The 26,435-nt window shown below is 64.0% G+C and carries 27 protein-coding genes; 11 read left to right on the forward strand and 16 right to left on the reverse strand.

The window, feature by feature from the left end; translation table 11 throughout:
* Positions 1–131 precede the first annotated feature (131 nt).
* From ACWTU9_RS27215 to hemC, 6 genes are all read right to left on the reverse strand, one after another.
* Positions 132–848, reverse strand: coding sequence for a glutamine amidotransferase (locus ACWTU9_RS27215; protein WP_455861015.1), 717 nt, complete (start codon positions 846–848; stop codon positions 132–134).
* Between the two features lie 14 nt (positions 849–862).
* Positions 863–1,342, reverse strand: coding sequence for a tellurite resistance TerB family protein (locus tag ACWTU9_RS27220; protein WP_454575520.1), 480 nt, complete (start codon positions 1,340–1,342; stop codon positions 863–865).
* 22 nt (positions 1,343–1,364) lie between these two features.
* The gene (locus ACWTU9_RS27225; RefSeq protein ID WP_455861016.1) at positions 1,365–2,975 is read right to left on the reverse strand and encodes a heme biosynthesis HemY N-terminal domain-containing protein; all 1,611 of its coding nucleotides are present in this window, start codon (positions 2,973–2,975) and stop codon (positions 1,365–1,367) included.
* A gap of 10 nt (positions 2,976–2,985) precedes the next feature.
* On the reverse strand, positions 2,986–4,461 hold the full coding sequence (locus ACWTU9_RS27230) for a COG4223 family protein (RefSeq protein ID WP_455861017.1): 1,476 nt from the start codon (positions 4,459–4,461) through the stop codon (positions 2,986–2,988).
* Positions 4,462–4,573: 112 nt separating this feature from the next.
* On the reverse strand, positions 4,574–5,287 hold the full coding sequence (locus tag ACWTU9_RS27235; RefSeq protein ID WP_455861018.1) for a uroporphyrinogen-III synthase: 714 nt from the start codon (positions 5,285–5,287) through the stop codon (positions 4,574–4,576).
* Position 5,288: 1 nt separating this feature from the next.
* A complete protein-coding gene (hemC, locus tag ACWTU9_RS27240) occupies positions 5,289–6,212 on the reverse strand; it encodes a hydroxymethylbilane synthase (protein WP_455861019.1) in 924 nt (307 codons plus the stop codon).
* Positions 6,213–6,313: 101 nt separating this feature from the next.
* Between hemC and tsaD the strand changes: the two genes are divergently transcribed.
* From tsaD to ACWTU9_RS27270, 6 genes are all read left to right on the forward strand, one after another.
* Positions 6,314–7,399: a tRNA (adenosine(37)-N6)-threonylcarbamoyltransferase complex transferase subunit TsaD gene (gene tsaD, locus ACWTU9_RS27245; RefSeq protein WP_455861112.1), complete on the forward strand. Its 1,086-nt coding sequence runs from the start codon at positions 6,314–6,316 to the stop codon at positions 7,397–7,399.
* Positions 7,396–8,412, forward strand: coding sequence for an NAD(P)H-dependent glycerol-3-phosphate dehydrogenase (locus tag ACWTU9_RS27250; RefSeq protein ID WP_455861020.1), 1,017 nt, complete (start codon positions 7,396–7,398; stop codon positions 8,410–8,412). Before tsaD ends, ACWTU9_RS27250 begins: the two co-directional genes overlap by 4 nt.
* A gap of 27 nt (positions 8,413–8,439) precedes the next feature.
* A complete protein-coding gene (locus ACWTU9_RS27255) occupies positions 8,440–8,736 on the forward strand; it encodes a YciI-like protein (protein WP_454588996.1) in 297 nt (98 codons plus the stop codon).
* A 29-nt stretch (positions 8,737–8,765) separates the two neighbouring features.
* A complete protein-coding gene (locus tag ACWTU9_RS27260; RefSeq protein WP_112621800.1) occupies positions 8,766–9,191 on the forward strand; it encodes an EVE domain-containing protein in 426 nt (141 codons plus the stop codon).
* Positions 9,146–9,844, forward strand: coding sequence for a class I SAM-dependent methyltransferase (locus ACWTU9_RS27265; protein ID WP_455861021.1), 699 nt, complete (start codon positions 9,146–9,148; stop codon positions 9,842–9,844). Before ACWTU9_RS27260 ends, ACWTU9_RS27265 begins: the two co-directional genes overlap by 46 nt.
* Positions 9,845–9,948: 104 nt before the next feature.
* Positions 9,949–10,371: a DUF1761 domain-containing protein gene (locus ACWTU9_RS27270; RefSeq protein ID WP_455861022.1), complete on the forward strand. Its 423-nt coding sequence runs from the start codon at positions 9,949–9,951 to the stop codon at positions 10,369–10,371.
* 15 nt (positions 10,372–10,386) lie between these two features.
* Here the strand turns inward: ACWTU9_RS27270 and gcvA are convergent, their stop codons facing one another.
* A complete protein-coding gene (gene gcvA, locus ACWTU9_RS27275) occupies positions 10,387–11,307 on the reverse strand; it encodes a transcriptional regulator GcvA (RefSeq protein ID WP_455861023.1) in 921 nt (306 codons plus the stop codon).
* A 130-nt stretch (positions 11,308–11,437) separates the two neighbouring features.
* On the opposite strand from gcvA, the gene ACWTU9_RS27280 reads away from it, so the two are divergent.
* Positions 11,438–11,683, forward strand: coding sequence for a hypothetical protein (locus ACWTU9_RS27280; protein ID WP_455861024.1), 246 nt, complete (start codon positions 11,438–11,440; stop codon positions 11,681–11,683).
* Between the two features lie 37 nt (positions 11,684–11,720).
* Here the strand turns inward: ACWTU9_RS27280 and ACWTU9_RS27285 are convergent, their stop codons facing one another.
* Positions 11,721–12,257: a L,D-transpeptidase family protein gene (locus ACWTU9_RS27285; RefSeq protein ID WP_455861113.1), complete on the reverse strand. Its 537-nt coding sequence runs from the start codon at positions 12,255–12,257 to the stop codon at positions 11,721–11,723.
* A gap of 145 nt (positions 12,258–12,402) precedes the next feature.
* Here ACWTU9_RS27285 and ACWTU9_RS27290 point away from each other — a divergent pair, with 145 nt between their 5' ends.
* Both ACWTU9_RS27290 and ACWTU9_RS27295 read left to right on the forward strand, forming a co-directional pair.
* Positions 12,403–13,086, forward strand: a complete 684-nt coding sequence (locus ACWTU9_RS27290) for a response regulator transcription factor (RefSeq protein WP_112561232.1) — start codon at positions 12,403–12,405, stop codon at positions 13,084–13,086.
* Between the two features lie 219 nt (positions 13,087–13,305).
* Positions 13,306–13,761: a cyclic nucleotide-binding domain-containing protein gene (locus ACWTU9_RS27295; protein WP_454575531.1), complete on the forward strand. Its 456-nt coding sequence runs from the start codon at positions 13,306–13,308 to the stop codon at positions 13,759–13,761.
* Between the two features lies 1 nt (position 13,762).
* Here the strand turns inward: ACWTU9_RS27295 and ACWTU9_RS27300 are convergent, their stop codons facing one another.
* From ACWTU9_RS27300 to tesB, 7 genes are all read right to left on the reverse strand, one after another.
* A complete protein-coding gene (locus ACWTU9_RS27300) occupies positions 13,763–14,380 on the reverse strand; it encodes a GNAT family N-acetyltransferase (protein WP_455861025.1) in 618 nt (205 codons plus the stop codon).
* A gap of 24 nt (positions 14,381–14,404) precedes the next feature.
* Complete coding sequence (locus ACWTU9_RS27305) at positions 14,405–15,211, reverse strand: exodeoxyribonuclease III (protein ID WP_455861026.1); 807 nt, start codon at positions 15,209–15,211, stop codon at positions 14,405–14,407.
* A gap of 157 nt (positions 15,212–15,368) precedes the next feature.
* Complete coding sequence (locus ACWTU9_RS27310) at positions 15,369–16,049, reverse strand: outer membrane lipoprotein carrier protein LolA (protein WP_455861027.1); 681 nt, start codon at positions 16,047–16,049, stop codon at positions 15,369–15,371.
* Positions 16,050–16,185: 136 nt separating this feature from the next.
* Positions 16,186–18,849 (reverse strand): DNA translocase FtsK 4TM domain-containing protein, encoded by a 2,664-nt coding sequence (locus ACWTU9_RS27315; RefSeq protein WP_455861028.1) that lies wholly within the window; start codon positions 18,847–18,849, stop codon positions 16,186–16,188.
* Positions 18,850–19,386: 537 nt separating this feature from the next.
* Positions 19,387–20,745: an ammonium transporter gene (locus tag ACWTU9_RS27320; RefSeq protein ID WP_455861029.1), complete on the reverse strand. Its 1,359-nt coding sequence runs from the start codon at positions 20,743–20,745 to the stop codon at positions 19,387–19,389.
* A gap of 31 nt (positions 20,746–20,776) precedes the next feature.
* Complete coding sequence (locus tag ACWTU9_RS27325) at positions 20,777–21,115, reverse strand: P-II family nitrogen regulator (RefSeq protein WP_023670499.1); 339 nt, start codon at positions 21,113–21,115, stop codon at positions 20,777–20,779.
* A gap of 218 nt (positions 21,116–21,333) precedes the next feature.
* The gene (tesB, locus tag ACWTU9_RS27330; RefSeq protein ID WP_455861030.1) at positions 21,334–22,209 is read right to left on the reverse strand and encodes an acyl-CoA thioesterase II; all 876 of its coding nucleotides are present in this window, start codon (positions 22,207–22,209) and stop codon (positions 21,334–21,336) included.
* Between the two features lie 212 nt (positions 22,210–22,421).
* Here tesB and ACWTU9_RS27335 point away from each other — a divergent pair, with 212 nt between their 5' ends.
* Entirely contained in the window at positions 22,422–23,678 is a 1,257-nt protein-coding gene (locus tag ACWTU9_RS27335; protein WP_455861031.1) for a ubiquinone biosynthesis hydroxylase, read from the forward strand.
* A gap of 347 nt (positions 23,679–24,025) precedes the next feature.
* On the opposite strand, the gene ACWTU9_RS27340 is transcribed toward ACWTU9_RS27335, so the two are convergent.
* Positions 24,026–24,556, reverse strand: a complete 531-nt coding sequence (locus ACWTU9_RS27340; RefSeq protein ID WP_455861032.1) for a hypothetical protein — start codon at positions 24,554–24,556, stop codon at positions 24,026–24,028.
* Positions 24,557–24,816: 260 nt separating this feature from the next.
* On the opposite strand from ACWTU9_RS27340, the gene ACWTU9_RS27345 reads away from it, so the two are divergent.
* Positions 24,817–26,424 carry a GMC family oxidoreductase gene (locus tag ACWTU9_RS27345; protein ID WP_455861033.1) on the forward strand — a complete coding sequence of 536 codons (1,608 nt, stop codon included), beginning with the start codon at positions 24,817–24,819 and terminating at the stop codon, positions 26,422–26,424.
* Positions 26,425–26,435: the final 11 nt, after the last annotated feature.

Here is a 26,435-nt window from a genome sequence, read left to right on the forward strand (position 1 = left end):
GTCACCATGCAACACCTCCTCATCCTCTCAGATTAAAGCGTGTTGCGATGACCGGTTGAACCCACCGGGGCAAACCGGTCGTCCACGCCTCGGCGGTTGAGCTCGGCCGTTCAGAGTAGTTGGCTCTTGCTCTATCTCTCAGCCGGCTTGCCGAAAATCAGCCCCAAAAACTCGCCCAGCCAGCGCTTGAGATGCATGTCCCAGATCAGCCGGCCGCCGAGATGGTCGCGGCCGGGCTGGGCGCCGGGCAATTCGAAACGGTGCGCGCCGCGCACCACCCAGCGCTGCATCATCATCCTGGTCAGTTCGCCATGGAATTGTATACCCCAGGCATTGTCGCCATAGCGGAAGGCCTGGTTGGGATAGGTTTCCGCCGTCGCCAGAAGCGTCGCGTCTTTCGGCAGGGAAAAGCCTTCGCGGTGGAACTGGTAGACCATGTCGGGCCAAGGCAGCAGTTGTTTGCCGGCTTCGGTCGGTTTCAGCGGATACCAGCCGATCTCGACCAGTCCTTCGCCATGACCCTCGACCTTGCCGCCGAGATGGTTGGCCAGCATCTGCGCCCCGAGGCAGATGCCGAGGAAGGGCCGGTTCTCGCGCAGCGGCACGTTCAGCCAGTTGGTCTCGCGGCGGACGAACTCATCCTCGTCATTGGCGCTCATCGGCCCGCCGAACACCACGGCGCCGGCATGCCCTTCCAGCGTTTCCGGCAGGCTGTCGCCCAGAGGCGGCCGGCGGATGTCGAGGTCGAAGCCTTCCTCCATCAGCATATGGCCGACCCGGCCGGGGCTCGAAGTCTCCTGGTGCAGCACGATCAGGATCTTTGGTTTCGAGCGCGGAGCTGGCGGCATGAAAAGGCGGGATCCTATTCGTCACTCGACGTTCCGCTGGCGCCGGGCGCGGCGGCGGCGGCCTTGCGGCGCGCCTCGACGCGATCTTGGCGCTCGACGCCGATCAGCTCGGCAACGCGCCAGACCGTGTTGTCTTCCAGCTCATGCAGCTCGCCGTCGGCATAGACGATTTCCCACATCAGGCCGATGAAGGCCTTGCGCGCATCGGCATCGAGATGGCGCTTCAAAACGCTGGTGAAGGCATAGAGGTCGATCGCCTCATTGTCGGCGCGCTCGCCCGCGGCAGCCAGCGCATCGAGCTCGTCGCCGCTGATCGAATAGCTCTGCGCCAGCACCTGCTTGAACCGCTCCCACTCGACGTCCTGGCGCACGCCGTCGGCATTCATCACATGATAGAGCAAAGCCGAGGCGGCAACGCGCGGATCGTCCGCATTGGCGCGAGCGCCTGCGCCGGAAGGCAGGTCTCTCAGAAAGGACAGGACGCGTTCGAACATGGTGCTCACATCAGGTCAGGGATCAAAACAGGCGGAACCGGCGCGGTGATTTCTCCGCTTCGTCGTCGGGGTCGACGCCGGGGTCGTCCGGCAACCGGATAACCTCCTCGGCCGGCTCGACCGCCTCGGCATCCGACGGCACGGCGGCAAAGGCGGCGGCAGTGACCGGCGTGACATGGTCGTCGCTTACAGCAGGCTTCGGTTCCGTCGGCGCCTCGCTGATTGTCTTTGCGGAGGCGGCCGGATGGTCGATCACTTCGGCTTCTTTTGCCGGCTTGGCGGGTGCCGCAAGCACCGGCACCTCGGCTCCAACCGCGTCCTCATGGCTGTCGATGAGCTGGCCGAGCCGCTCCATCGGCGCGCGCCAGGCGAAGGCGTCGAGCTTGCCGCTGACCGGCGACACCGGCGCCCAGCGTTCGGAGACGACGCCGTCGGCAACCCAGGCCGGATCGCGCGGCGCCCTGACGGCCTTGGACAGCAATTGCCGGATCTTGCCCTGGTCGCCGGTCTCGGCCTCCTCGATATCGGCCAGAAGCAGGTAGGCGCCTTCCCGCCGATCCATGCGGATCGCCGCTTCCGCCTCGCGGCGGGCGGTGGAAAAATCCTGCGCGTCGAGTGCGGCGCGCGCCACCGTCATCGACGACTCGGCGTTGTTGCGCTTCAGCTCCTGCAGCTTCTTCGCCCGGTTGAGGCGGTCGACCACCGCGTCGCCCGGCCTTGCATGGGTGTAGAGCTCGGCGATCTCCGGATGCGGCTCCGCCTTCCAGGCTGTCTCCAGGATTTTCGAGCCTTTGCGCACATCGTTCTGCTTGAACAGGAGATTGGCCGCCGCAACCGCGGCCGGCGCGAAATCGGGGGCGAGCTTATTGGCCTCGAGCGCGGCTGTCTTCGCCGCATTGGGGTCGCTGTCGGTCAGCGCCTGCGCCTTTGCGGTCAAAAGCACGGCGCGGCGGCGGTTGGCGGCGTCGCGTTCGATCTGCCGGGTCGACTTCTGCGCCTCGACCAGCTTCAGCGCGCCGTCCCAGTCGCCGCGCTGGGTCAATTCCTCCAGCGTCGATTCGGCGGCCCAGGCCAGTTGCGGGGCGACGGCAGCGGCGCGGCCGGCATAGTGACGCGCCGCGTTGCGGTCGCCCAGCCGCTCGGCTTCCAGATAGAGCCCGCGCAGACCGAGCAGCCGCATTTCGGGATCGTCGAGCATGGCCTCGAATTTTTCGCGCGCGCCTTCATGGTCGCCTTCGAGCAGCGAGGCCTGCGCTTCCAGGAGATGGATCAGCGGCTCCTGGTCGGAGCGGATCAGCTTGGCCGCTTCCTTGGTCTTCTTGCGCGCCAGCGCACCATCGCCGGCGCCGGCTGCGATCATGCCGGTCGACAGCGCCTGGTAGCCGCGGTCGCGGCGGCGCACGCGGAAATAGCGCGAGATCGTGTACGGGCTGTTCCACAGCGACTTGATCAGCCACCAGACGATCATCACCGCAGCGACGACCGCAACGATCGCCACCGCCGCCACCATCAGGCTGACCTGGTACTGGTAGCCGTTGAAGGTGACGACCATCTCGCCGGGGCGGTCCGCCAGCCAGGCAAAGCCCAGGCCGAGCGCGAAGACGGCGGTGAGAAAGATGAGAATGCGGATCATCGTGTCGTCCTCATGCCTTCATCGCGCCCGCGATCAGCGCGTCGACCTGGGTCTCGACCTCGATGCGCGCTTTCAGTTTGCCGGCAAAGTCGGCGCCCGCTGCCTTGACCGCATCCGGCAGCGTTGCATATTCGCTGAGCGCCTTGGCGTAGTCGCCCTGGTTGACCGCCACTTCCATGCGCGCCACGGTTTCAGGCGCGCCGGCGCCTTCTACGGCGCCGATCGGCCGCACCTTGACCAACGATTCGGCACTCGACAGAAGGTTCTGGAAGAAGCCGGCATTTTCGTCGACCGGCGTCGCGGCAGCGACCATTGCATTGGCCGCGGCATCGGCCTCGCCGGCGATTTGGGTGCGGGTCGGGACGCCCTTTTCGGCATAGGGACGCAACGCCGCGATCTGCGGCGCGTCGGGCGAGATAGCCGCGAAAGTTTCCAGCTCGGCGGCGAACGGCGCGCCGCGGTCGAGCGCCGCCTTGAGCGCCGACGCGGCGATGGCCATCGCGATCTTCGGCTGCGAGGCCTGCGCCTCCACCTTGCCGGAGAGCTGCGTCACCGACTGTTCAAGTGCAGCGATCTTGCCTTCCTGCGTCTTGGCTGCCTCGCCGGCCGATTTCACCAGCGCATCCAGACTTGAAAGCTTTTCGTTGAGCGGCGCGAGATCGACCGGCGCCGCGTTGCCGGCTGGGCCAAGCGCCGCAACCGCCGTCTCGATCTGCTTGACCTTGTCGCCAAGCGCGGCAAGTCCGGCATTGTCGCCGCCGCCGCCTTGCTCGACCGCCGATTTCAGCGATGCGACATCGGCCTTGACCTGATCCAACGCCGACGACAGCCCGTCGACCTTGGCCGTTGCGGCGCCATTGCCGCCGGCTTCCCTGAGGTCGGCGATTTCGCGCTTCAGCGAAGCGATCTCGCCATTGACGCCCTCGAGCGAGACGGTGCCACCGCCCGACCCCGGAGCGCCGAGCACGCCGGCGAACTGCAGGCCGCCGGCGGCAGCCAGCGCGATCACCCCGCCAATGATGCCGGCGGCAATGCCGTTCCCACGCTTCGGCTGCGCTGCCATGGGCTGGTTCCTCATCTCGGCGGCATCAGACGTTTCCTTACGCGCACCCGGCTTGGCTGAGGCATCCTCGAAACTGTAGTCGGAGGTCCGGGCGCGTGGTGGCGTGTCGGAGGCGGCGGGATAAGGCCTTTCCGGTTCGCCGGACACCTTGGCATCGCTCTCCGGCGCGGCCTGCGCCGCGGCGTCGGAGTGCTCCCACGGCTCGAGATCGGCCTGATCGGCATGAACCGGCTCGTCAGGCGTCTCCGGCTGTGCATCGGTCGCAGCCGTTTCGTCGGCCGCGACCGATTCGGCCGGAGCCTCGGCTTCGTCCGCCTTGGCGGCTTCCGCATCGACAACGCGCGAGACAGCGCCGGGCTCGAGTTCGATGGTCACCGGCTCGCGGCGGCTTTTTGAATGTCGCATCTTCGGCGTCTTGACCATGCCTGGGCTCCGCAATCCTGCTTCGTCTGGGCGCCCGATGGCGCGTGATGGTTTGAAAAATGGTCTAGCACATCATCATCTGGTGAAAAGGGGCGGCGTGATGACACGGGGCTCAGTCGCCACCGTGCAACAGATCAAGCAGCGCCTCCTCCCGCGGTTCCCGCGCAACTCGTATTTTTTTGCCGACGGTATCGCCAAGCGTCGCTGCTATCCGTTCGGAAAGGGCAAAAGCCTGTGTCTTTTCAAAGAGATCGTGCAGTCCCGCCCGGCTGGCCAAGGTCTGCATCACCACCGCCGCCCTGGCCGAATAGAGCAGTACCGCATCGACCGCCTGACCGGACAGGCACACACGGACCTGATCGTCGGAATATTCGAGCGCAACCGTGTCGTAGGTCTCGATGGCGCGGACCTCGATGCCGGCCTGTCGCAGCCGTGCCTCGAAGGCCGGAAACCGCACGCGCCCTGAGAGATAGAAGATCGCCTTGCCGGACAGGCCGGCGGCAATCGCTTCGGCCAGCTTCTCGGCATCGCCCGGCCCTTCGCTGACCGACAGAAATCCCGCCGCACGCGCTGCTTCAGCCGTCCTTGCGCCAACGGCATGGCAAGGCAAGGCGGCGAGCGCGTCGACGAGCTCTTTCGGCGCATGGCGCACGGAATTGGCGCTGGTGATCGCAACGGCCGCGGCGTTGTCGCTCATAGCATCGACGCCAACCGGCAGTGTCACCGTTTCGGTCAGAGGCAGAAGGATCGGCTCAAATCCCAATTCCTGCAGCCGCCGCATGGTGCGCGATGCCCCGGGTTGCGGCCGCGTCACCAGGACACGCATGTCAGACCCAGCCGTCGAAGAAGGTTTCGCCGGCCTTGGCCCGTACCGTCCTGGCGGCGTCCGTGCCGATATCAGCGGCATCCAGCGCCAGCCCTTCAGCCTTAACCTCATGCGATTGTGTGCCATCGGGCGAAATGATCAGCCCCGCGAAAACCAATTTTCCGCCCGCTACAGTCGCATAGCCGGCGATCGGTGTGCGGCAGGAGCCGTCGAGCGCCGCCAGGAAGGCGCGCTCACAGGCCAGCGCCTGGCCTGTCGGCACATCATGGATGGCCACCAGCATCTTTTCGACAGCGCTGTCACCGATGCGGGTCTCGATGCCGATCGCGCCTTGCCCCGGCGCCGGCGGAAAAGCGTCGAGCGGCATCAGATCGGTGACGACATGGCCGAGCCCGAGCCGCTTCAGCCCGGCATGGGCGAGGATAGTGCCTTCGGCGACGCCTTCCTCCAGCTTGCGCAGCCTGGTCTGCACATTGCCGCGAAACATCACCACGTCGAGGTCCGGCCGCATGCGCCGGATCAGCGCTTGGCGCCGCAGCGAGGACGAACCGACCTTGGCGCCTTGCGGCAAGTCGATAATGCGTTTCACGGCCTTGCCGATGAAGGCATCGCGCGCATCCTCGCGCGGCAGGAAGGCGGAAAGCTCAAGTCCATCCGGCAGCACTGTCGGCATGTCCTTGGAGGAATGCACCGCGATGTCGATCGTGCCGGCGAGCAGCGCCTCTTCGATCTCCTTGGTGAACAGGCCCTTGCCGCCGGCTTCTGACAGCGGCCGGTCCTGGATACGATCGCCGCTGGTCGAGATGACGACGACCTCGAACGCTTCCGCCGGCATGCCATGCGCTGCCATCAGCCGCGCCTGCGTTTCATGCGCCTGCGCCAGCGCCAGTGGACTGCCGCGTGTTCCGATTTTCAAAGTTTGCATGGCGCGCGGTCCGTGATAACCCCCGGCTGGCTTTGCGTTTCCGGCACTCCCTCTAAAGGGGAACGTCCGGCGACACAATCTCTGGAGACAGCGACGAATTGATCCGCGTTCTGGGCATTGAGACGAGTTGCGACGAGACCGCCGCCAGCGTGGTGACGCTGGATGGCGCCTCCGCACCGGTCATTGCGTCCAACATCGTGCTCAGCCAGATCGAGGAGCATGCCGCCTTTGGCGGTGTCGTGCCCGAGATCGCCGCGCGCGCCCATGTCGAGGCGCTGGACGGCATTGTCGAGGCGGCCCTTGCCGATTCGGGCACAGCGCTTGCCGACATCGACGCCATTGCCGCCACTGCCGGCCCCGGCCTTGTCGGCGGGCTGATCGTCGGTCTGATGACGGCCAAGGCAGTTGCCGCGGCGGCCGGCAAGCCGCTGATCGCCATCAACCACCTCGAAGGCCATGCGTTGACCGCCAGGCTGACCGACGGGCTCGACTTCCCTTATCTGCTGCTGCTGGTCTCCGGTGGCCACACCCAGATCGTCGCCGTGCGCGGCGTCGGCGACTATCAGCGCTGGGCGACGACCATAGACGATGCGCTGGGCGAAGCTTTCGACAAGACGGCGAAAATGCTCGGCCTGCCCTATCCGGGCGGCCCGAACGTCGAAAAGGCGGCGGCCTCGGGCGACGCGACGCGCTTTGCCTTCCCACGGCCGATGAAGGGTTCGGCGCAGCCCGATTTCTCCTTCTCCGGCCTCAAGACCGCCGTGCGCCAGGCGGCGACCGCCATTCAGCCCCTGAGCGAGCAGGATGTCGCCGACATCTGCGCCTCGTTCCAGGCGGCGGTGGCCGACGCACTGGGCGACCGCGTGGCCCGCGCGCTTGCCCGCTTCCGCCAGGAATTTCCCGACAAGACCACGCCGTCACTGGTCGTTGCCGGTGGCGTCGCCGCCAACAGCACGATCAAGGCGACACTGCAGAAGCAGTGCGCCGAGGCCGGCTTTGCCTTTGTGGCGCCGCCGCTGAAACTGTGCACCGACAATGCGGCGATGATTGCCTGGGCCGGCATCGAGCGACTACGGGCGGGGCTGTCGCAAGAGAACGGCTTCGATTTCGTGCCGCGTTCGCGCTGGCCGCTGGACTCGATCTCGGCGCCGATGGTCGGCTCCGGCCGACGCGGAGCGAAAGCATGAGCGCCAGCACGACAAGCGGCAGGGACAAGACCGGCTGGCGCGTCGCGGTGCAGGGCGGCGGCGCCTGGGGCACCGCGCTGGCGCTCGCCATGCTGCGTGCCGGCCATGATGTCCGGCTCTACGCCCGCGACGAAGAAACGGTCACCGCACTTCGTGGTGGGGCGAACCCGCGCTACCTCCCCGGTATCGCCATCGAGCCCGGCATGGCGGCGACGAGCGATATCGGCGCTGCCCTCGCCGATGCCGACTGCGTGCTGGCCGTGGCGCCCGCACAATCGCTGCGCGCCATGCTGACGACGGCAAAGCCTCATATGCCGCAAGGCGTCCCGCTGGTTCTCTGCGCCAAGGGCATTGAGCGCGACACCGGCGCGCTGCTGTCGGCCATCGTCGCGGACATCCTGCCGCAAACCCCGGTTGCGGCCCTGTCCGGTCCGAGCTTTGCCACCGATGTCGCGCGGGGCCTGCCAACCGCTGTCGTCGTCGCCGCGCGCGACGAGACTTTGGCGGCCGAGCTTGCCGCCCGGTTTTCGGCGCAAAATCTGCGCTGCTATTCCAGCGACGACCTGATCGGCGTCGAGATCGGCGGCGCGCTGAAGAATGTCTTTGCCATCGCCGCCGGTGCCGTCACCGGCGCCGGGCTCGGCGCCAGCGCCCAGGCCGCCATGGTTACGCGCGGCTTCGTCGAATTGCGCCGCATTGGCGCCGCCTTCGGCGCCAGGCCGGAGACGCTGATGGGGCTGTCCGGCCTCGGCGACCTGTTGCTCACCTGCTCTTCCGCCCAGTCGCGAAATTTCGCCTATGGCCTGGCGCTCGGACAAGGCAAACCCTTGGCCGGCCTGCCGCTCGCCGAAGGCGTGCCCACGGCGGCAATCGCCGCCCGCATCGCCACCGAGCGCGACATCGACGCGCCGATCATCGCGGCAGTGTCGGCGATACTGGACGGCACGATCACCATACGGCAGGCTGTAACGGCATTGATGACCCGGCCGCTGAAGACCGAAACCGATCTCTGATCCCAAACAAACCGGAGTTTTGAAAACATGCTGTTTGCGTTGGTATGCAAGGACAAGTCCGGAAGCCTGCAGGTGCGTGTCGACACGCGGCCCGCCCACGTCGCCTTTCTCGAGGGCCTGAACGCCGACAAGAAACTGGCCTTTGCCGGCCCCTTCCTCGATGCCGACGGCAAGCCGAATGGCAGCCTTGTCGTCGTCGAGGCGCCGGACCTCGCCGCCGCGCAGGCGCTGTCGGCTGCCGACCCCTATGCCAAGGCAGGGCTGTTTGAAACAGTCGAAATCCGCCAGTGGAACTGGACCTTCAACAAGCCCGCGGCTAGTTAATTCAGCCCACGCCAAAGAGGAAGAAAGACATGAACTACTGGCTGTTCAAATCCGAACCCTCGGTGTTTTCCTTCGAGGCGCTGAAGGCCAAGGGCAAGGCCGGCACGCAATGGGACGGCGTGCGCAACTATGCGGCGCGCAACAACATGAAGGCGATGCAGATCGGCGATCTCGGCTTCTTCTACCACTCCAATGAAGGGCTGAATGTCGTCGGCATTGCCGAGGTCTGCGCGCTTGCCCATCCTGACTCGACGACCGACGATCCGCGCTGGGAATGTGTCGACATCCGCGCCTTCAAGGACGTGCCGAACCCGCCGACGCTGGAACAGGTCAAAGCCAATCCCAAGCTGGCCGAGATGGCGCTGGTGCGGCTCGGGCGGCTTTCGGTGCAGCCGGTGACTCCGGCCGAATGGAAGGAAGTCTGCCGCATGGGCGGCCTGACGCCGGCTCCGTGACGGTCCTCACGCCGAACAGCGCGAGAAAGTTCATTCTCGACAACACGGCGCTGATGGCGCCGCCGCATGTGCCGGAAATTTTTCTGCGGCTTGCCGACGAGGCCCACGACCTCTGGCAGCGGACCGAGGACGAACTGACCGAAATCGGCTTGCCGCCGCCCTTCTGGGCCTTTGCCTGGGCCGGCGGGCAAGGCCTTGCCCGTTGCGTGCTGGACAATCCGTCCAATGTGCGGGGAAAACGCGTGCTCGACTTCGCCTCCGGCTCCGGCCTTGTCGCCATCGCCGCAGCCAAGGCCGGTGCTTCGCAAGTGATCGCCACCGACATCGACCCATTCTGCGAAACCGCTGTTCGCCTCAATGCCGAAGCCAATGGCGTTGCAATCGAGTTTTGCGGCACCGACTGCATCGGCACGGACGCCGGCTGGGACGTGGTGCTGGCCGGCGACGTTTTCTACGACAGATCCTTTGCCGACAGGCTGATGCCGTGGTTTTCGACGCTGAAGGCGCGCGGCGCCGACATCCTTGTTGGCGATCCCGGCCGCTCCTATCTGCCGAAGACAGGGCTGGAGCCGCTGGCCGCCTACGAAGTGGCGGTCACGCGGGCGCTGGAGGATGCCGAAGTCAAGCGCACCACCGTGTGGCGCTTCGCTTGACGGCACTGCCGAACAGGCGTTCCATCGCGCATTGATTTCGAAGAATACGCATGTCTTTTCCCAAACCGTCAGGCTTTGGGCGGCATGCTTGAGGGGAGGACTTTATGGATTTTTCAGCAGTGAACTGGCTGGCGGTGATTGTCGCGGCCGTGCTGGCGTGGCTGTTCGGCGCCGTCTGGTACATGGCTTTGAGCAAGCCGTGGCTGAAGGCGGCCAAGCTCGATCCGGCAACGATGAGCAAATCGAAACTGCCCTTCGTCATCTCCTTCATTGCCGAACTCATCATGGCGCTGGTTGTTGCTCTGGTTGTCGGGGCGATGACCGGCGGCGAGCCGGCCCTTACCGCCGGCCTGGTCTTCGGCTTCGTGCTCTGGCTCGGCTTTGTCGCCACGACGCTGACGGCCAACCACCGCTATGAAAATTTCGGCTGGGACCTGACCCTGATCGACGGCGGCCACTGGCTCGGCGTGCTTTTGATCATTGGCGCGGTGATCGGCTGGTTCGGCGCACCGGTCGTCGCCGGCTGAGGCCTGTCGCGATCGTCAGGTCTGCGTCCTGGCGACTTCCTCAAGCAGCCATTCGCGGAAGGCGATGATGCGCGGATCGTCGGCAGTGTTTTCGGGATAGACCAGGAAATAGGCGAATTCGGCCCCTACGCGCAGGCCGAGTTCGAAGGGCTGCACCAGCCTGCCTTCGGAAAGGTCGTTTGCCACCATGGCGAAATCGGCGAGCGCGACCGCATTGCCTTCGAGCGCTGCCTGAACGGCATCGGTGGAATTGCCGAACACGATGGTCCGGCTGTCGTCGAAATCGGTGACGCCGGCAGCCGCCATCCACATGCGCCAGTTCGGCCAGGTCACGCCTTGTCGCGCCCATTCGATATGGGCAAGCGTGTGGTTGAACAGATCGCGCGGCTCGCGCAGGGGCGGACCGGACCGCAGCAGCCCCGGACTGCACACCGGAATGATGATGTTATCGAACAGACGATGGGCGCGAAGGCCCGGATATTTGCCGATGCCGAAGCGGATGCCGACATCGACGTCGTCGAGCTCGAAATCCCGCAATGTGTAGGCGATGTCGAATCGGAGCTCGATATCGGGCTGACGCTTGCGAAAATCGTCGACGCGCCGCATCAGCCATTTTGATGCGAACTGCGCGTCGAGCGTCACCTTCAACAATGCCGTGCCGCGCGTCGCCTTGCGCGCCCGCGACACAGCCCGGTTGAGCAGGTCGAGCGCATCGATGGAGGCCTCGAACAGCAGCGTGCCCGCCGCGGTCAGCCGGATGGTGCGGCTGGTGCGCGTGAACAGCACCAGCCCGAGCTGATCCTCGATTTCCTTGATCTGGTGGCTGACTGCGGCAGGCGTTAGGCCGAGCTCGTCGGCAGCGCGGGTGAAATTGAGATGCCGAGCCGCCGCTTCCAGCGTCCTCAGCGCGCGGGTTCCAGGCAGAAGGCGGGACATGCCATCCTCAAACAAAACTTGATGATCTGAAAAGAACTACTCGTTTCTCTTCGCGATTTCAATGCGGCATGATGCATCCATCGAAACACCATCAAGCCGGATTTGATATCCGGCGGAACCGGAGCACATCATGTCCATCATCGTTCTGAACACGCCAGCCACTCGTCCGTCCTGTCTCCTCGCCATCACCGATTGGCTTCGCCAGGCAAGGGTCGCGATCAACCTGCCCCGCCAGGATGTCGAGCATTTGTCGGATCGCCAACTGCGCGACATCGGCGCCAGACGCAAGGACGTCACCCGGGCAGTGGACCGGGAACTGGGCAGGTTGGGACTGCTGGATATCGGTTGGCAACGGAATAAGGGAATAGGGCAATAGGGAGGGGGAATAGAGACCACTCAGCTGCTAATCTCCCCTACCTCACCACCCTCACCACCGTCCTATCCGAAATCAGTGGAAATAGCCTTGCCATCGTCCTCGCGGTCACCGCCACGCAGCCTTGCGTCGGCGTGAAGCCGGGGCGCGCCAGGTGGAAGAAGATGGCGCTGCCGCGGCCGCGCCGGCGCGGCGCCATGTTCCAGTCGAGCACCAGGCAGGCGTCATAGAGGCGATCGTCGCGCCGCATCCGCTCATGGCTGGCGCCGTAGGGGATTTTCACCGGCCGATTGTAGTTGCGGTCGTCCGGCACCTCGCACCAACCGAGATCCGGGCCGATCAGCGCCATCGCCAGCCGGGTTTTGCGGGCCGCCGGAAAATGATCGCCGCGAAAATATCCCGACAGAATCCGCATCTCGCCAAGCGGCGTTGCACCGTCACCTTCGCGCTTGTTGGCCGAGATGCCACCGCGTCCGAGCGCACAGGCAAACACCTTGCTGCCGGCCTGCAAAATCCCCTGGCTGGGGTTGCCGGGCCTCGCCCGCACCACCAGCACACGCAGCCCTTTTGGCAAAATTGCGCCGGCTGCATTGCGAACGCGTTTTTTCTTGTATGATCGTGTCACGGAACAAATCACTGTGATCGGACTGTTGCGCCGGTCAGCTTCCGCATAAATGGGGGTCGGTCAACTGAAAATTCTTTTCAAAACAACGGATTGATCCATGACATCACGTACCATTCTTATCGTTGACGACGATGACGACCTGCGCGGAACCCTCGTCGAGCAACTGGCCCTTTACGAAGAATTCGACGTGCTGCAGGAAGCGACCGCCGCCAAAGGCGTCGCCGCGGCGCGCGGCGGGCTCATCGACCTGCTCATCATGGATGTCGGCCTGCCCGACATGGATGGCCGCGAGGCGGTGAAGATCTTGCGCAAGGGCGGTTACAAGGCGCCGATCATCATGCTGACCGGCCACGACACCGATTCCGACACGATTCTGGGCCTGGAAGCCGGCGCCAACGACTATGTCACCAAGCCGTTCCGCTTCGCGGTGCTGCTCGCCCGTATCCGCGCGCAACTGCGCCAGCACGAGCAGAGCGAGGACGCCACCTTCTCGGTCGGTCCCTACACCTTCAAGCCTAGCCAGAAGCTTCTCATCGACCAGCGCGGCGCCAAGGTGCGGCTGACCGAGAAGGAGGCCTCGATCATCAAATATCTCTACCGCGCCGATCAGAAGGTGGTGACGCGCGACGTACTGCTCGAGGAAGTGTGGGGCTACAATTCCGGCGTCACCACGCACACGCTGGAAACCCACGTCTACCGGCTGCGCCAGAAGATCGAACGCGATCCTTCCAATGCTGAAATTCTTGTGACAGAAAGCGGCGGCTACAAGCTGGTTCCTTAAACATTTCATTATTCAATAGGCGGTCGGGGCGGGACTGTTTCAGGGTACGATCCGGCTGGAGGGCCTGGATCGACCCGCGCATCGGCCCGAAAATCGATTCGGTTTTTGGGCAGAACGATGCGCAGATTGAAAAATGTTGGAGCGTACTTTGCGTGACCAGGAGGACGCGCGGCGCTCTAAGGGAGGGATTGGACTGACCGTTCGGGGACGCAGCTAGAGATGGCGCTGGATGACGACATCCGCATCCTGTCCGCCGTGAAACTCTTTGAGGGTTTCACGCAGGAACAGCTGCGCCTGCTCGCCTTCGGCGCCGAGGCCACCCATCTGCAGGCCGACCGCAAGCTGTACCGCGAAGACGACGAAGCCGATTCGGCGTATATCGTGGTCAGTGGGAAGATCGTGCTCTACCGCGAGCAGGATGGCGACCGCATCCCCATCGGCACCGCCGGTCCCGGCACGATCCTCAGCGAACTGGCGCTGATCGCCGACTCAAGGCGGCTGACCAGCGCATCGGCCGAGACCGATTCCGAAGTGATCCGCCTCAGCCGCAAGATGTTCCGTCGCATTCTCGAGGAGTACCCCGACGTGGCGGTGAAACTGCACCAGCGCATCCTCGAAGATTTCCAGGCCATGATCGCCCGCATCGAGAAGCTGGCGCCGCGGTTTGGCGGGTAGGCTAATTGCCGTCTCGGACGGGTTTTGGCCTGAACAGGCACCAGAATGGCTTTCCCGGTGCAAGTTCAGCTTGGCCGAGGAGTTGAAACCCGCAACGCTCATAGAAAGCCAAATTGTTGCGTTGTGCGGTTTCGAGAAAAGTCCCTGTCGAGGCAGTATCTCTTTCGGCAAGATCGCAATAAGCCCTGATGAGCGCGCCGCCCGCCCCCTTTCCCTGCATCGAGGGGTGAACGCCCAGGACTCCAAGATAAAAATGCGGTTCCTGCGGTTTGTATTTCTCGCTGATGGCGTCAGCCTTCTCGAAGCGCGAAGCCATCGATGCCTGCCTTTGCTGAAGCAGAGCCCATCTCTCCTGGTGAGCCGGGAGCCATTCAGGCCGACGCACATCATAGCCCATCACCGCACCCAGGATGCGGCCTTCGCTCTTTAACAGCAGCACAGGCATTCCCAGCGCGAGGCGCGCCGCCATCAGGATCGAAAAGAACTCCGTCACCAGCCCCTGACGCTGCGCAGGATCGCCCGAGAAGAAAAACGCCATCTGCGGATCATCGGCAAAGGCAGCCGCCAGACAGTCGGCGGCCGAAGTCACATCCGGATCTTCTGCTGCCAGTATTTCCAATCAGCGACTCCTTCGGCCCATGGCCTAATCCAGGTCGAACCGTGCAATCACCGGCACATGGTCCGACGGCCGGTCCCAGCTGCGTGCCTCGCGCAGGATTTCGTAGCCGGCAAAACTTGGCACCAGGTTCGGTGACGACCAGACATGGTCGAGCCGGCGGCCGCGGTTCGACGCCTCCCAGTCCTGCGCGCGATAACTCCACCAGGTGTAGAGTTTTTGCTCAAGCGGCACGTTGAGCCGCATCAGGTCGACCCAGTCGCCAGCGATCCGCATCGCCTCGAAATTTTCCGTCTCGACCCGCGTGTGGCTGACGACGTTGAGCAATTGCTTGTGCGACCAGACATCGTGCTCCAGCGGCGCGATGTTGAGGTCGCCGACCAGGATCGAGGCAGATGCCTCGTCATGCGCGGCGCGGATGGCATTCATCTCGGCGACGAAATCGAGCTTGTGGCGGAACTTGCGGTTGATTTCGGGATCGGGCTCGTCGCCGCCGGCCGGAACGTAGAAATTGTGGATGAGGATCGCTTTGCCGCCGGCCTGTACCTTGATGGACAGATGGCGGCTGTCGTCGATCTCGCAGAAGCGCCGCTTCTCGATCACCTCGATCGGCCGCCGCGCCACCGTCGCCACGCCGTGATAGCCCTTCTGGCCGTGGAAGGCGATGTGTTGGTAGCCGAGTTTGCGGAAGGCCTTTTCCGGAAACAGCTCGTCGGGAACTTTGGTCTCCTGCAAGCAAAGAACATCCGGCACATACTCGTTGAGCAGCCGCTCGACGATCGGCATGCGCAGGCGCACGGAGTTGATGTTCCAGGTAGCAACTGTGAAGGGCATGCAGGAGTCCGGTCCGAAGCAGCGAAGATCCTGCCGGGACAGCCCGACAGGATTTTGTGCCTATAAAATTGGTCCTGGAACTACTGCCAGCCGCAAGGCCTAAAAACAAGCGGGCGCCAACCCCCGATGCAGGAGGAGCGCCTGCGGTGGCAGAACGCTATCTGGTCTTCGTGTTCAGCTCGCGATTGGCCGTATAATCGATGGCAAAGGTGTCCGGCGGAAAGCTGACGCCTTCCTTGGTGTTGTAGATCATCACGGTTGTGTCCTTGCCCTGCGCGTCGGTGATGGTCCACTGGCGCAGGTCGTAGGATTTCGGATCGAACATCATTGTGATCTTCGAATTGCCGAACACCGACTTGTCGGCGAGCTGGATGGTGGTGAGGTCGCTCTCTTCCTTGATCGATTTTACGCGGCCGCCGGAGAGATCGATCCGGTTGTCGAGCAGAAGCTTCAGCGGCGTCTTCGACAGCGGATAAAGATCGGACGTTTTCAGTCGTTGATTGAGGATGACCACCGACTTGCCGTCGGAGATCACCCGGAAATTCGACTTGCCCTCATAGTTGAAGCGGATCTTGCCCGGCCGCTCGAGGAAGAACTTGCCGCCGGTCTGCTGGTTGTTGGGCCCGAACTGCACGAACTCGCCGCTCATCGATTTGACCGAGGAGAAGTGGTCGGCGATCTTCTGCGCCGTTGGCGGCACCGCGGCTTGCGCCGAGGCCAGGAGCTGGAACCCCGGCATGACATTGACGGCCGCGGCGCCGGCAAGCATCAGGCCGAGGCCGAGCAACTGACGGCGGTTTGGAGCGAAATCGCTGATCGCGGAAGGATCGTTTTTCATGCCGGTCACTCTCGTGTGGTGTGTGTCTCGTTGCAGTCCGTGGACCCCCAGTTAGACTTAAGTTTGGCGGCCGAACGGCACTCAGTCGCTGTAACGCACCAAAAGGTTCAAGGTTGCCGCCGGTCGTTTCAGCCGATCAGAACTTGTCGTCCTCCGTCGGCACCAGGATCTCGCGTTTGCCGGCATGGTTGGCCGGGCCGACAATGCCTTCCTTCTCCATCTTCTCGATGATCGAGGCGGCGCGGTTGTAGCCGATGCCGAGCCGGCGCTGGATGTAGCTGGTCGAGGCCTTGCCGTCGCGCAGCACCACTGATACCGCCTGGTCGTAAGGATCGTCGGAATCCTCGAAATTGCCGCCACCGCCACCGCCCTTGCCTGACGGCTCGTCGTCATCGTCCTCGCCGTCATCCTCGGTGATGGCGTCGAGATATTCGGGCACGCCCTGCAGCTTCAGATGCGCGACGATCCTCTCCACCTCGTCGTCGGAGACGAACGGGCCGTGCACGCGCTGGATGCGGCCGCCGCCGGCCATGTAGAGCATATCGCCCATGCCGAGCAGCTGTTCGGCGCCTTGCTCGCCCAGAATGGTGCGGCTGTCGATCTTCGACGTCACCTGGAAGGAGATACGGGTCGGGAAATTGGCCTTGATGGTACCGGTGATGACGTCGACGGACGGGCGTTGCGTCGCCATGATCACGTGGATGCCGGCCGCACGCGCCATCTGGGCCAGGCGCTGGACAGCACCTTCAATGTCCTTGCCGGCGACCATCATCAAATCGGCCATCTCGTCGATGATGACGACGATGTAGGGCATCGGTTCGAGGTCGAGATTCTCGGTCTCGTAGATCGCCTCGCCGGTCTGGCGGTCAAAGCCGGTCTGCACGGTGCGCGAGATCTTCTCGCCCTTCTTCTCGGCCAATTGCACGCGGGCGTTGAAGCCGTCGATATTGCGCACGCCGACCTTGGACATCTTGCGGTAGCGGTCTTCCATCTCGCGCACGGTCCATTTCAGCGCCACCACCGCCTTCTTCGGATCGGTGACGACCGGCGTCAGCAGATGCGGAATGCCGTCATAAACGGAGAGTTCGAGCATTTTCGGATCGATCATGATCAGCCGGCAGTCCTGCGGCGTCAGCCTATAGAGCAGCGACAGGATCATGGTGTTGATGGCGACCGACTTGCCCGAGCCGGTGGTTCCGGCGACCAGCACGTGCGGCATCTTGGCGATGTCGACGATAACCGCCTCGCCATTGATGGTCTTGCCCAGCGCCAGCGCCAGCTTCGCCTTGGTGGTCTCGAAATCGCGGCTGGCCATGATCTCGCGCAGATACACGGTCTCGCGCTTGGCATTCGGCAGTTCGATGCCGATGGCGTTGCGGCCAGGCACCACGGCGACACGGCAGGCAATGGCACTCATCGAACGGGCGATGTCGTCGGACAGACCGATGACGCGTGACGATTTGATGCCGGGCGCGGGTTCCAGCTCATAGAGCGTGACCACCGGACCGGGCCGCACCGCAATGATCTCGCCCTTGACGCCGAAATCTTCCAGCACGCCCTCGAGCAGGCGCGCATTCTGCTCCAACGCATCCTTGGAGAGGCTGGCATCGCGCACCACATTCTTTGGCTCGGACAGAAAATGCAGCGACGGCATTTCGAATGTTTCGGAGCCGATCAGCGAGGTCTGCGCCTCGCGCTGGACGCGGGCGCCTGGAGCCGGACGTGGCGCAGGTGCCGCGACACGGGTCGCCGCATCGGAGCGGAAGTTCTGCACCTTGGCGTTCGGCGCGGCACGGCGCTGGAATGGCTCGTCGTCGAGTTCGACCTCCTCGTCGCCATTGTCGAACCCGGCGTCGAGGACGTCGTCATCATCAGGATCGACGGAAACGCTGCGATCATTGACCATGGCGGCGAAGAATTCCGGCTCGACGCGGGCGCGGCCATCCGGGCTCATCCGCGATTCGGCGAACTCGGCCGATTCGACCCGTTCGGCGGCACGGCGCCATGCGGTGGAGCGCTGCTCCATCTCCGGCTCATACTCGTCGCGCTCCTGCTGGCGACGTACGGCGCGGCGATGCATCCAGGCGCGGAACGACAGCCACCAGTGGGTGATGGCGCCGAGCGCCAATATGCCCTCGTCGCCCTCGTCCTCGTCTTCGTCGAAGAGCAGGTCGTCCTCTCGGGGATCGGGCTCGGCAGTGCGCTCCATGACGGCAAAGCCGTTCTTGCGCGCAATCAGCGCCGAGCCATAGGCAAACAGCCACAGCGCCGGCGCAATGAGCACCATGGCGATGACGCTGGCAACGATCCCGGTCGGGTAACCGCCAATGACCAGGCCGGGGATATTGAGCACCATGTCGCCGAACACGCCGCCGAGGCCGGTCGGCAGCGGCCAGGTCTTGGGCGGCACCACGCAGCCGGCGATTGCGGCGGCAAGCAGCGCGAAACCGAACCAGGCGAGGCCGCGCTTCGGCAGCCTGTCGACGCCACGTGCCGAAAACAGCAGAAAGCCCCAGATCACCGCCGGCACCAGGGCGGCGACCGCGGCCAGGCCGAAGAACTGCATGGCGAGGTCGGAGAACACCGCCCCGGCATAGCCCATGGCGTTGGTGACGATGTTGTCGGTGGCGTGCGAAAAGCTCGGATCGGCGACGTTCCAAGTGGCCAGACCGGCAACGCCGAAGGCAACCAGCGCAAACAGGCAGGCGCCGACCAGTCGCCCGACCTGGCGCCGCGCGAATGCCTGGATGCCGTGCCCCGTATCGGTCAGCGCGAGCGGTGCTGAAGCCCCTGAACGCATGCTTCGTTCCCCGTCTGTTTTTGCCTGGCCGGGCGCATGACGCACTCCGGCAGATTCGGATGCCAGACTATCGGGGGGAAGGTTAAGGCCGCATTAACTATAAGGGCGTGCGCTACGATCTTGCGCAGAGCGCGGCACGGCCGTTTCGACGAAACTCATGCCTGCTGCGACAAAGGGATGCCAGCGGTGACGCAAGATAGTTTTTCTCGCTTTGACAGCGTCGGCTTTTCGTAGACCTTTTTCATGGTGACACGTCCTGTTTGTGTGAAATCGCGAATCCCGCAATCTTCCACGAGGTGTCACACCGGTGCGGCGCTTGCATCTCCCGTGCGGGAGATGCTGACGGAAATGGCGGGCACTGGCCACGAACGTGATTGCGCGGAATCGTGGCTCGAAGGAATGCTTTGCCAAAAAAGAGGCCCGGAATGACCCGGGCCTCAAAGCGTGAGCCCTTTTCGGGAGCGTCACGACGGGATTCTCCTATATCAATGCGGGACCGGCGGGAGGAGGTTCCGCCGGTCCCGTTGGCAAGTGGCCTTACGGAACCACCTCGCCATGTTGGCTGATGTCGAGGCCCTCGACCTCTTCCTGGGTGCTGGGCCGCAGGCCGACCAGCGCCTTGACGATGTAGAGGATCACGAGGGTGGCGATCGCCGTCCATATGATGGTGACGGCAACGCCGTAGACCTGCTTGCCGAGCGATGCGCCCGACGACAGGCTGTTGATCGCCGGATCGGCGAGCACGCCGGTGAGCAGCGCACCGATGATGCCGCCGATGCCATGCACGCCGAAGGCGTCGAGCGAGTCGTCATAGCCGAACATGTGCTTCACCTTGACTGCCGAGATGTAGCAGAGCACGCCGGCGACGATGCCGACGATGAAGGCGCCGGTCGGGTTGACGAAGCCGGAAGCCGGCGTCACCGCGACGAGGCCGGCAACCGCACCCGAGATGATGCCGAGCACGGAAGGCTTCTTGGCAACGATCCATTCGGCAAACATCCAGGCCAGCGCCGCGGCGGCGGTGGCAACCTGGGTGTTGAGCATGGCAGCACCGGCAAGGCCGTCAGCCGCCAGTTCCGAACCGGCGTTGAAGCCGAACCAGCCGACCCACAGCAGCGAAGCGCCGATCACCGAATAGACCAGGTTGTGCGGCGCCATGTTGGCGGTGCCGTAACCTTCGCGCTTGCCGAGAACCAGGGCGCAGACCAGGCCCGCCACACCGGCATTGATGTGGACGACCGTGCCGCCGGCGAAGTCGAGAACGCCAGCCGTGCCGAGGAAGCCGCCACCCCAGACCCAATGCGCGACCGGCACGTAGACGACCAGCAGCCACAACGCCATAAAGATGAGCAGTGCCGAGAATTTCATCCGTTCGGCAAACGCGCCGGCGATCAGCGCCGGCGTGATGATGGCGAAGGTCATCTGGAACATCGAGAAGACGAACTCGGGAATGTTCGCCACGCCGGGCAACCACAGCGACGAGGTGGTGATGCCATGGTGGAAGAACTTCGAGGCGCCGCCGATAAAGCTGTTCATGCTGGCGGAATCATTTGTGGAGAAGGCCAGCGAATAGCCGAACATGAACCACAGGATCGTCACCAGGCAGGTGATGGCAAAGCTCTGCATGATGGTGGCGAGCACGTTCTTCTTGCGCACCATTCCGCCGTAGAACAGCGCCAGGCCGGGAATGGTCATCATCAGCACCAGCGCCGTCGAGGTCAGCATCCAGGCGGTGTTGCCGGTGTCGAGCACGGGCGCCGGCGCCGCCGGGGCGGCAGCCGCGGCCGCCGGGGCTGCTTCCTGCGCGAAGGCGGCGACGCTGCCCCATGCTGCGAGAGCGAGCGAGCCGAGTGCGGCCGCGCGTCCCGTCGTCTTCAAGGTGGAAGGAATATTCATTGAACTCTCCATTGGAATACGTGTTCGCCGCTCAAAGCGCGTCGGTGTCTGTTTCGCCGGTACGGATGCGCACCGCCTGATCGATGCCGAAGACGAAAATCTTGCCGTCGCCGATCTGGCCGGTCTTGGCCGCCGCGGTGATGGCTTCGACGGCCTTGTCGACCAGGTCGGTGCTGACCGCGACTTCGATCTTGATTTTCGGCAGGAAACTGACCGCGTATTCCGCCCCGCGATAGATTTCCGTATGTCCCTTCTGACGCCCGTAGCCTTTGACTTCGGTGACGGTCAGGCCCTGGATGCCGACGGCGGTGAGCGCTTCGCGTACCTCGTCGAGCTTGAACGGCTTGATGATTGCCATCACGATTTTCATAAGGTTTCACCCTTTGCTGTTGCGGTCCCCCGCGTTTGCACACCTTCACCGATCCCAAAGAGCCCGGAGAGTGCCCAACAGGATTCAAGCTCCGTGCCAGTTGCCGAAGCAGGGTGTTAACTCGTTGTAAACAAACGGATTGCCTAGGCCACGGCAGTACGGCGCGCACTGTCACTGGACGGTCACTGATTAAAAAATAGGCAATTTTTTGAAAATGCCTATTCGGCAGGCGGACGCTTCAGGCGGATGAGGCCTTCCTGGGCAACCGAGGCGATCAGTGTGCCATCACGGGCAAACAGCGAGCCGCGGGTGAAGCCGCGCGACCCTTGCGTCGACGGACTGTCCTGCGTGTACAGGATCCAGTCATCGAGGGGATGGCTGCGGTGGAACCACATGGCGTGGTCGAGGCTCGCCGCCTGGATGTCGCGGTCGAAAATGGCGCGGCCATGGGCGAAGGTAGAGGTGTCGAGCAGCGTCATGTCGGAGAGGTAGGCAAGCACCGCCGCCTGAATGCCGCGGTCGGCCGGCACCGGGCCGGTGGTGCGGATCCAGATGTTCTGCTGCGGCTCCAGCTTTTCGCGGCTGGTGTAATGCTTCACCATCACCGGCTTCATCTCGATCGGCCGGTCGCGTTCCCAGTAGCGCTTGATGCCGTCCGGCACCGCTTCGCCGAATTTTCCCAGCAATTCGCGCTGCGACAGCAGGCTGTCGGGCGCCGGCACGTCGCGCGGCATCGGCAGCTGGTGTTCCAGTCCGACCTCGTCCTGCTGGAACGAGGCTTCGAGCGAAAAGATCGCCTGGCCGTGCTGGATCGCCACCACACGCCGCGTGGTGAAGGAGCCGCCATCGCGGATGCGGTCGACCTCGTAGACAATCGGCACCTTGGTGTCGCCCGGCCGCATGAAATAGCCATGCAGCGAATGCACATGACGCTCGGGCTCGACCGTGCGCTGCGCGGCGACCAGCGCCTGGGCGATGGTCTGGCCGCCGAAGACGCGCTGCCAGTCGACCTTGGGGCTGCGACCACGGTACAGATTGTGTTCCAGCTGCTCGAGGTCGAGAATGCTGAGAAGCTCGTCCATGGCCGCTGTCATGTTTCGTGACCTCGCCTTAGAGCAATTCCAGGAAAAGTGTGAGCGGTTTTCCGTCCGGAATTGCGAAAACAAAGACTTAGAGCGGGTTTGCGATTCCATGAAACGCAGAACCGCACTAAGATGCTATGGCGGTTTCCGACAGGAATGGCGGGCAGTCAAGGCCGGAATGTCCCAGCGCGGCGAGGACGGCCGAGACCTCGAAAGGAATTGACATGGCAGACCGCAAGACGGACGCAAAAACCTCGCTTGATGTGCTGGTCGCCGGCGCCGGCTATGTCGGCCTCGCCGCCGCCGTGTCGCTGAAACAGGCGCGGCCGAACCTGGGAGTTGCCGTCGTCGATGCAGCCCCCGCTGGCGTCTGGCAGAAGGATGGCCGCGCCTCGGCGATTGCCGCTGCCGCCTGCCGTATGCTCGACCAGCTCGGCGTCTGGCAGGAAATCGTCGGTCAATCGCAGGCCATAACCGAGATGATCGTCACCGATTCGCGCACCGCCGACCCGGTGCGTCCGGTGTTCCTCACCTTTGACGGCGAGGTCGCGCCGGGCGAACCGTTCGCGCACATGGTCGCCAACCGGGATCTGAACGGCGCCTTGCGCCGCCGCGCGCAAAAGCTCGGCATCGATATCATCGAGGGTGTCGCGGTCGCATCGTTCGACAGCAATGGCGCCGGCGTCACCGTGCATCTGGCCGACGGCGCCAAGCTGAAGGTGCGGCTGCTGGTCGCCGCCGACGGTGTCAATTCCAAATTGCGCGACATGGCCGGCATCAAGACGGTGAAATGGGAGTATGGCCAGTCCGGCATCGTTTGCACCGTGGCGCATGAACGGCCGCACAATGGCCGCGCCGAGGAGCATTTCCTGCCCGCCGGCCCGTTTGCCACTTTGCCGCTGAAGCCCACCGAGGACGGCACCAACCGCTCGTCGTTGGTCTGGGTCGAACGTTCCGAGGATGCCGAGAAACTGGTTTCGGGCGACGATCTCGTCTTCGAGCATGAGCTAGAGCTGCGCTTCGGCCTCAAGCTCGGCGATATCCGCGTTACCGACAAGCCGCGCGCCTGGCCACTCGGCCTTACCATAGCGCGCGCCTTTGTCGCCCCGCGCATCGCCCTTGCCGGCGACGCCGCCCACGGCATCCATCCGATCGCCGGCCAGGGCCTCAATCTCGGCTTCAAGGATGTGGCGGCGCTTGCCGAAGTGGTGGTCGAAGCAGATCGCCTGGGACAGGACATCGGCGCGCTCGACGTACTCGAGCGCTACCAGCAATGGCGCCGCTTCGACACCGTGCAGATGGGCGTCACCACCGATGTGCTGAACCGGCTGTTTTCCAACGACATCGGCCCACTGCGCCAGGTCCGCGACATCGGCCTCGGCCTGGTCGAACGCATGCCCAGGTTGAAAGAGTTTTTCATCCGCCAGGCGTCCGGCCTGTCCGGTGACACGCCGCGGCTGCTCAAGGGCGAGGCGATCTAGCGGATTGGGCCTCGGTATCGTTGAGGTCAGCGCCGCCCCAGCTAGGCTCCTTTCCTCTCCCTCCGGAGGGGGGAGAGGTGGCTCGGCGAAGCCGAGACGGAGTGGGGGAACCACCTGCAATCGCCGCAAACGGACATAGAAAGGGCAGTAGGCGCAAGCATCATTCCGCCTTGTCCCTGAGGGTCGACCCCCACTCCGTCGAGCTTCGCTCGACACCTCTCCCCCGATCGACGGGGCAGAGGAAGAGCCCCTTCCGCAACCGCTGAGGAGGACAGGCAGGTGAGGGGCAGCGCAACGCTTGGAAATAACCTGAAGCCGAATTCGCTGCTCCAAGTGTCGCAACACCCTCAATTCACTTCAAACCCCAGCTTTTGCCTCAGCCTCAGCATCCGCTGGTCGGCAACCTTGAAGCTCTGCTCGCCGCCTTGCGCGACGCGGTTCAGCATCTGCAACAGATCCTCTCGCTCGTGCGGATCGAGGCGTTCGCGCAGGAACGGCGCCAGCTTGTCGATGACTATTGTCGTGTCGTCGATCTGGTCCGAGGCCCATTTGGCGTAGACAACGGCTTCGTCGGTCTTTTTCTGGTTGTCCGCAATCTGCGAAATCACCTCGCGGATGATCGTTTCGCGCTTCGGCAGGATCGGGCCATGCTCCGCAGCCATGGCGGTGATCAGCGTTGCCGCCGCCACCACCGGGTCGTCGATCGCCGTCAGCGGCGACAGAGCCGCCTGCTTGCGCAGCTTCTTGCGCCTTATGTTGCCCTGGACGCGCCCGACGACGTCGGCCACCTCGCGCGCGGCGTCGTTCATGGCCTTCATGCGGTACCACCAGAACGCCGCCGCTCCCAGCACGCCGAGAATAGCAATCAGGAAAGGCATATCGAATTCCCCCGGAAATTCCGGCGACGATAAGAGAACTGCGGCGTTGCTTCAACACGCAAGAATTGCATCCGGTGAAGAAAACAGAGGTGTTTCTTTCAAGCGTCGACACACTGAGATCCCAGGTCTCGCGCCGCCTATCGTCCGGACCCGGCGATGCAAGAACACTACAACAGGCGTTATCGCGCCTATTGCGGCCTCGCCGATACGCTGCGATCGTTCTGGGCCGAACAGGCCGCAGGACCGAGTAGAACACCGCAATGACCCAACGGCTCCAAGGCGACTACGACTACATCATCGTCGGTGCAGGCACCGCCGGCTGCGTGCTGGCCAATCGCCTGAGCGGGGATTCGGGCACACGTGTGCTGCTGCTCGAGGCCGGAGGCAGCGACAATTACCATTGGGTCCATATCCCTGTCGGCTATCTCTACTGCATCGGCAATCCGCGCACCGACTGGATGATGAAGACAGCACCCGAAGCCGGCCTGAACGGCCGCTCGCTGGTCTATCCCCGCGGCAAGGTGCTGGGCGGCTGCACCTCGGTCAACGGCATGATCTACATGCGGGGACAGGCGGCGGACTATGATGGCTGGCGGCAGATGGGCAATGTCGGCTGGGGCTGGGACGACGTGCTGCCTTATTTCCTCAAATCCGAGGACCACCATGGCGGCAAGACCAAGCTGCATGGTTCCGGCGGCGAATGGAAAGTGGCGCGGCAACGCCTGTCCTGGCCGATCCTCAACACGGTGCAGGAGGCGGCCAAGGAATTCGGCATCATGCCGCGCGAAGACTTCAATGACGGCGACAATGAGGGCTCCGGCTTCTTCGAGGTGAACCAGAGCAAGGGCGTGCGCTGGAACACCGCCAAGGCTTTCCTGCGCCCGGCGCTGCGGCGGCCCAACCTTCGCCTGGTCGTCAACGCCCATGTCGAAAAGGTGCTGTTCGACGGCAAGCGCGCGACAGGCGTCCGCTACCGCGTAGGCGGTGAAACCATCGAGGCAAAGGCCGGAAGCGAGGTGCTGCTGACCGCCGGCTCGATCAACACCCCAAAACTGCTCGAGCTTTCCGGTGTCGGCCAGCCGGATCGCCTCGCCGGACTCGGCGTCGATGTCGTCCACGGCAGTCCGGATGTCGGCGAGAATCTGCAGGACCATCTGCAGATCCGCACCGTCTACAAAGTGTCATCGGCCCTGACGCTCAACACGCTGGCCAACAGCCTGACCGGCAAGGCGCGAATCGCGCTGCAATATGCTTTTGCCCGGTCGGGGCCGATGTCGATGGCGCCGAGCCAATTCGGCATGTTCTCGAAATCCGATCCGTCGATGGCGACGCCGGACCTGGAATATCACGTCCAGCCTCTGTCGACCGACAGGCTTGGTGACCCGCTGCACCCGTTCCCGGCGATCACCATGTCGGTCTGCAATCTGCGGCCCGACAGCGTCGGCTCCGTGCATGCGACGGCGCGCGAGCTGGCCGTGCAGCCGGAAATCCGGCTGAACTATCTCTCCACCGTCCGCGACCGCGAGATCGCGCTGCGCTCGGTGCGCCAGGCGCGCTCCATCATGACCGCCAAGGCACTTGAAGCCTTTCACCCGGAAGAAATCCTGCCCGGTCTCGCGCACCAGTCCGACGACGATCTGCTGCACCAGATCGGCTCGATCGCGACTACGATCTTCCATCCCGTCGGCACCTGCCGGATGGGCATGGACGACCGCGCCGTCGTCAGTCCCGATTTGCGCGTGACCGGTATCGAGGGCCTGCGCGTCATCGACGCCTCGATCATGCCGCGCATCGTTTCCGGCAACACTGCTTCGCCGGTGGTGATGATCGCCGAGAAGGCGGCGGACATGATCCGCCGCTCTGTCTGAAGCTGCCGATG

It is taken from the genome of Mesorhizobium sp. 128a (assembly GCF_053848025.1).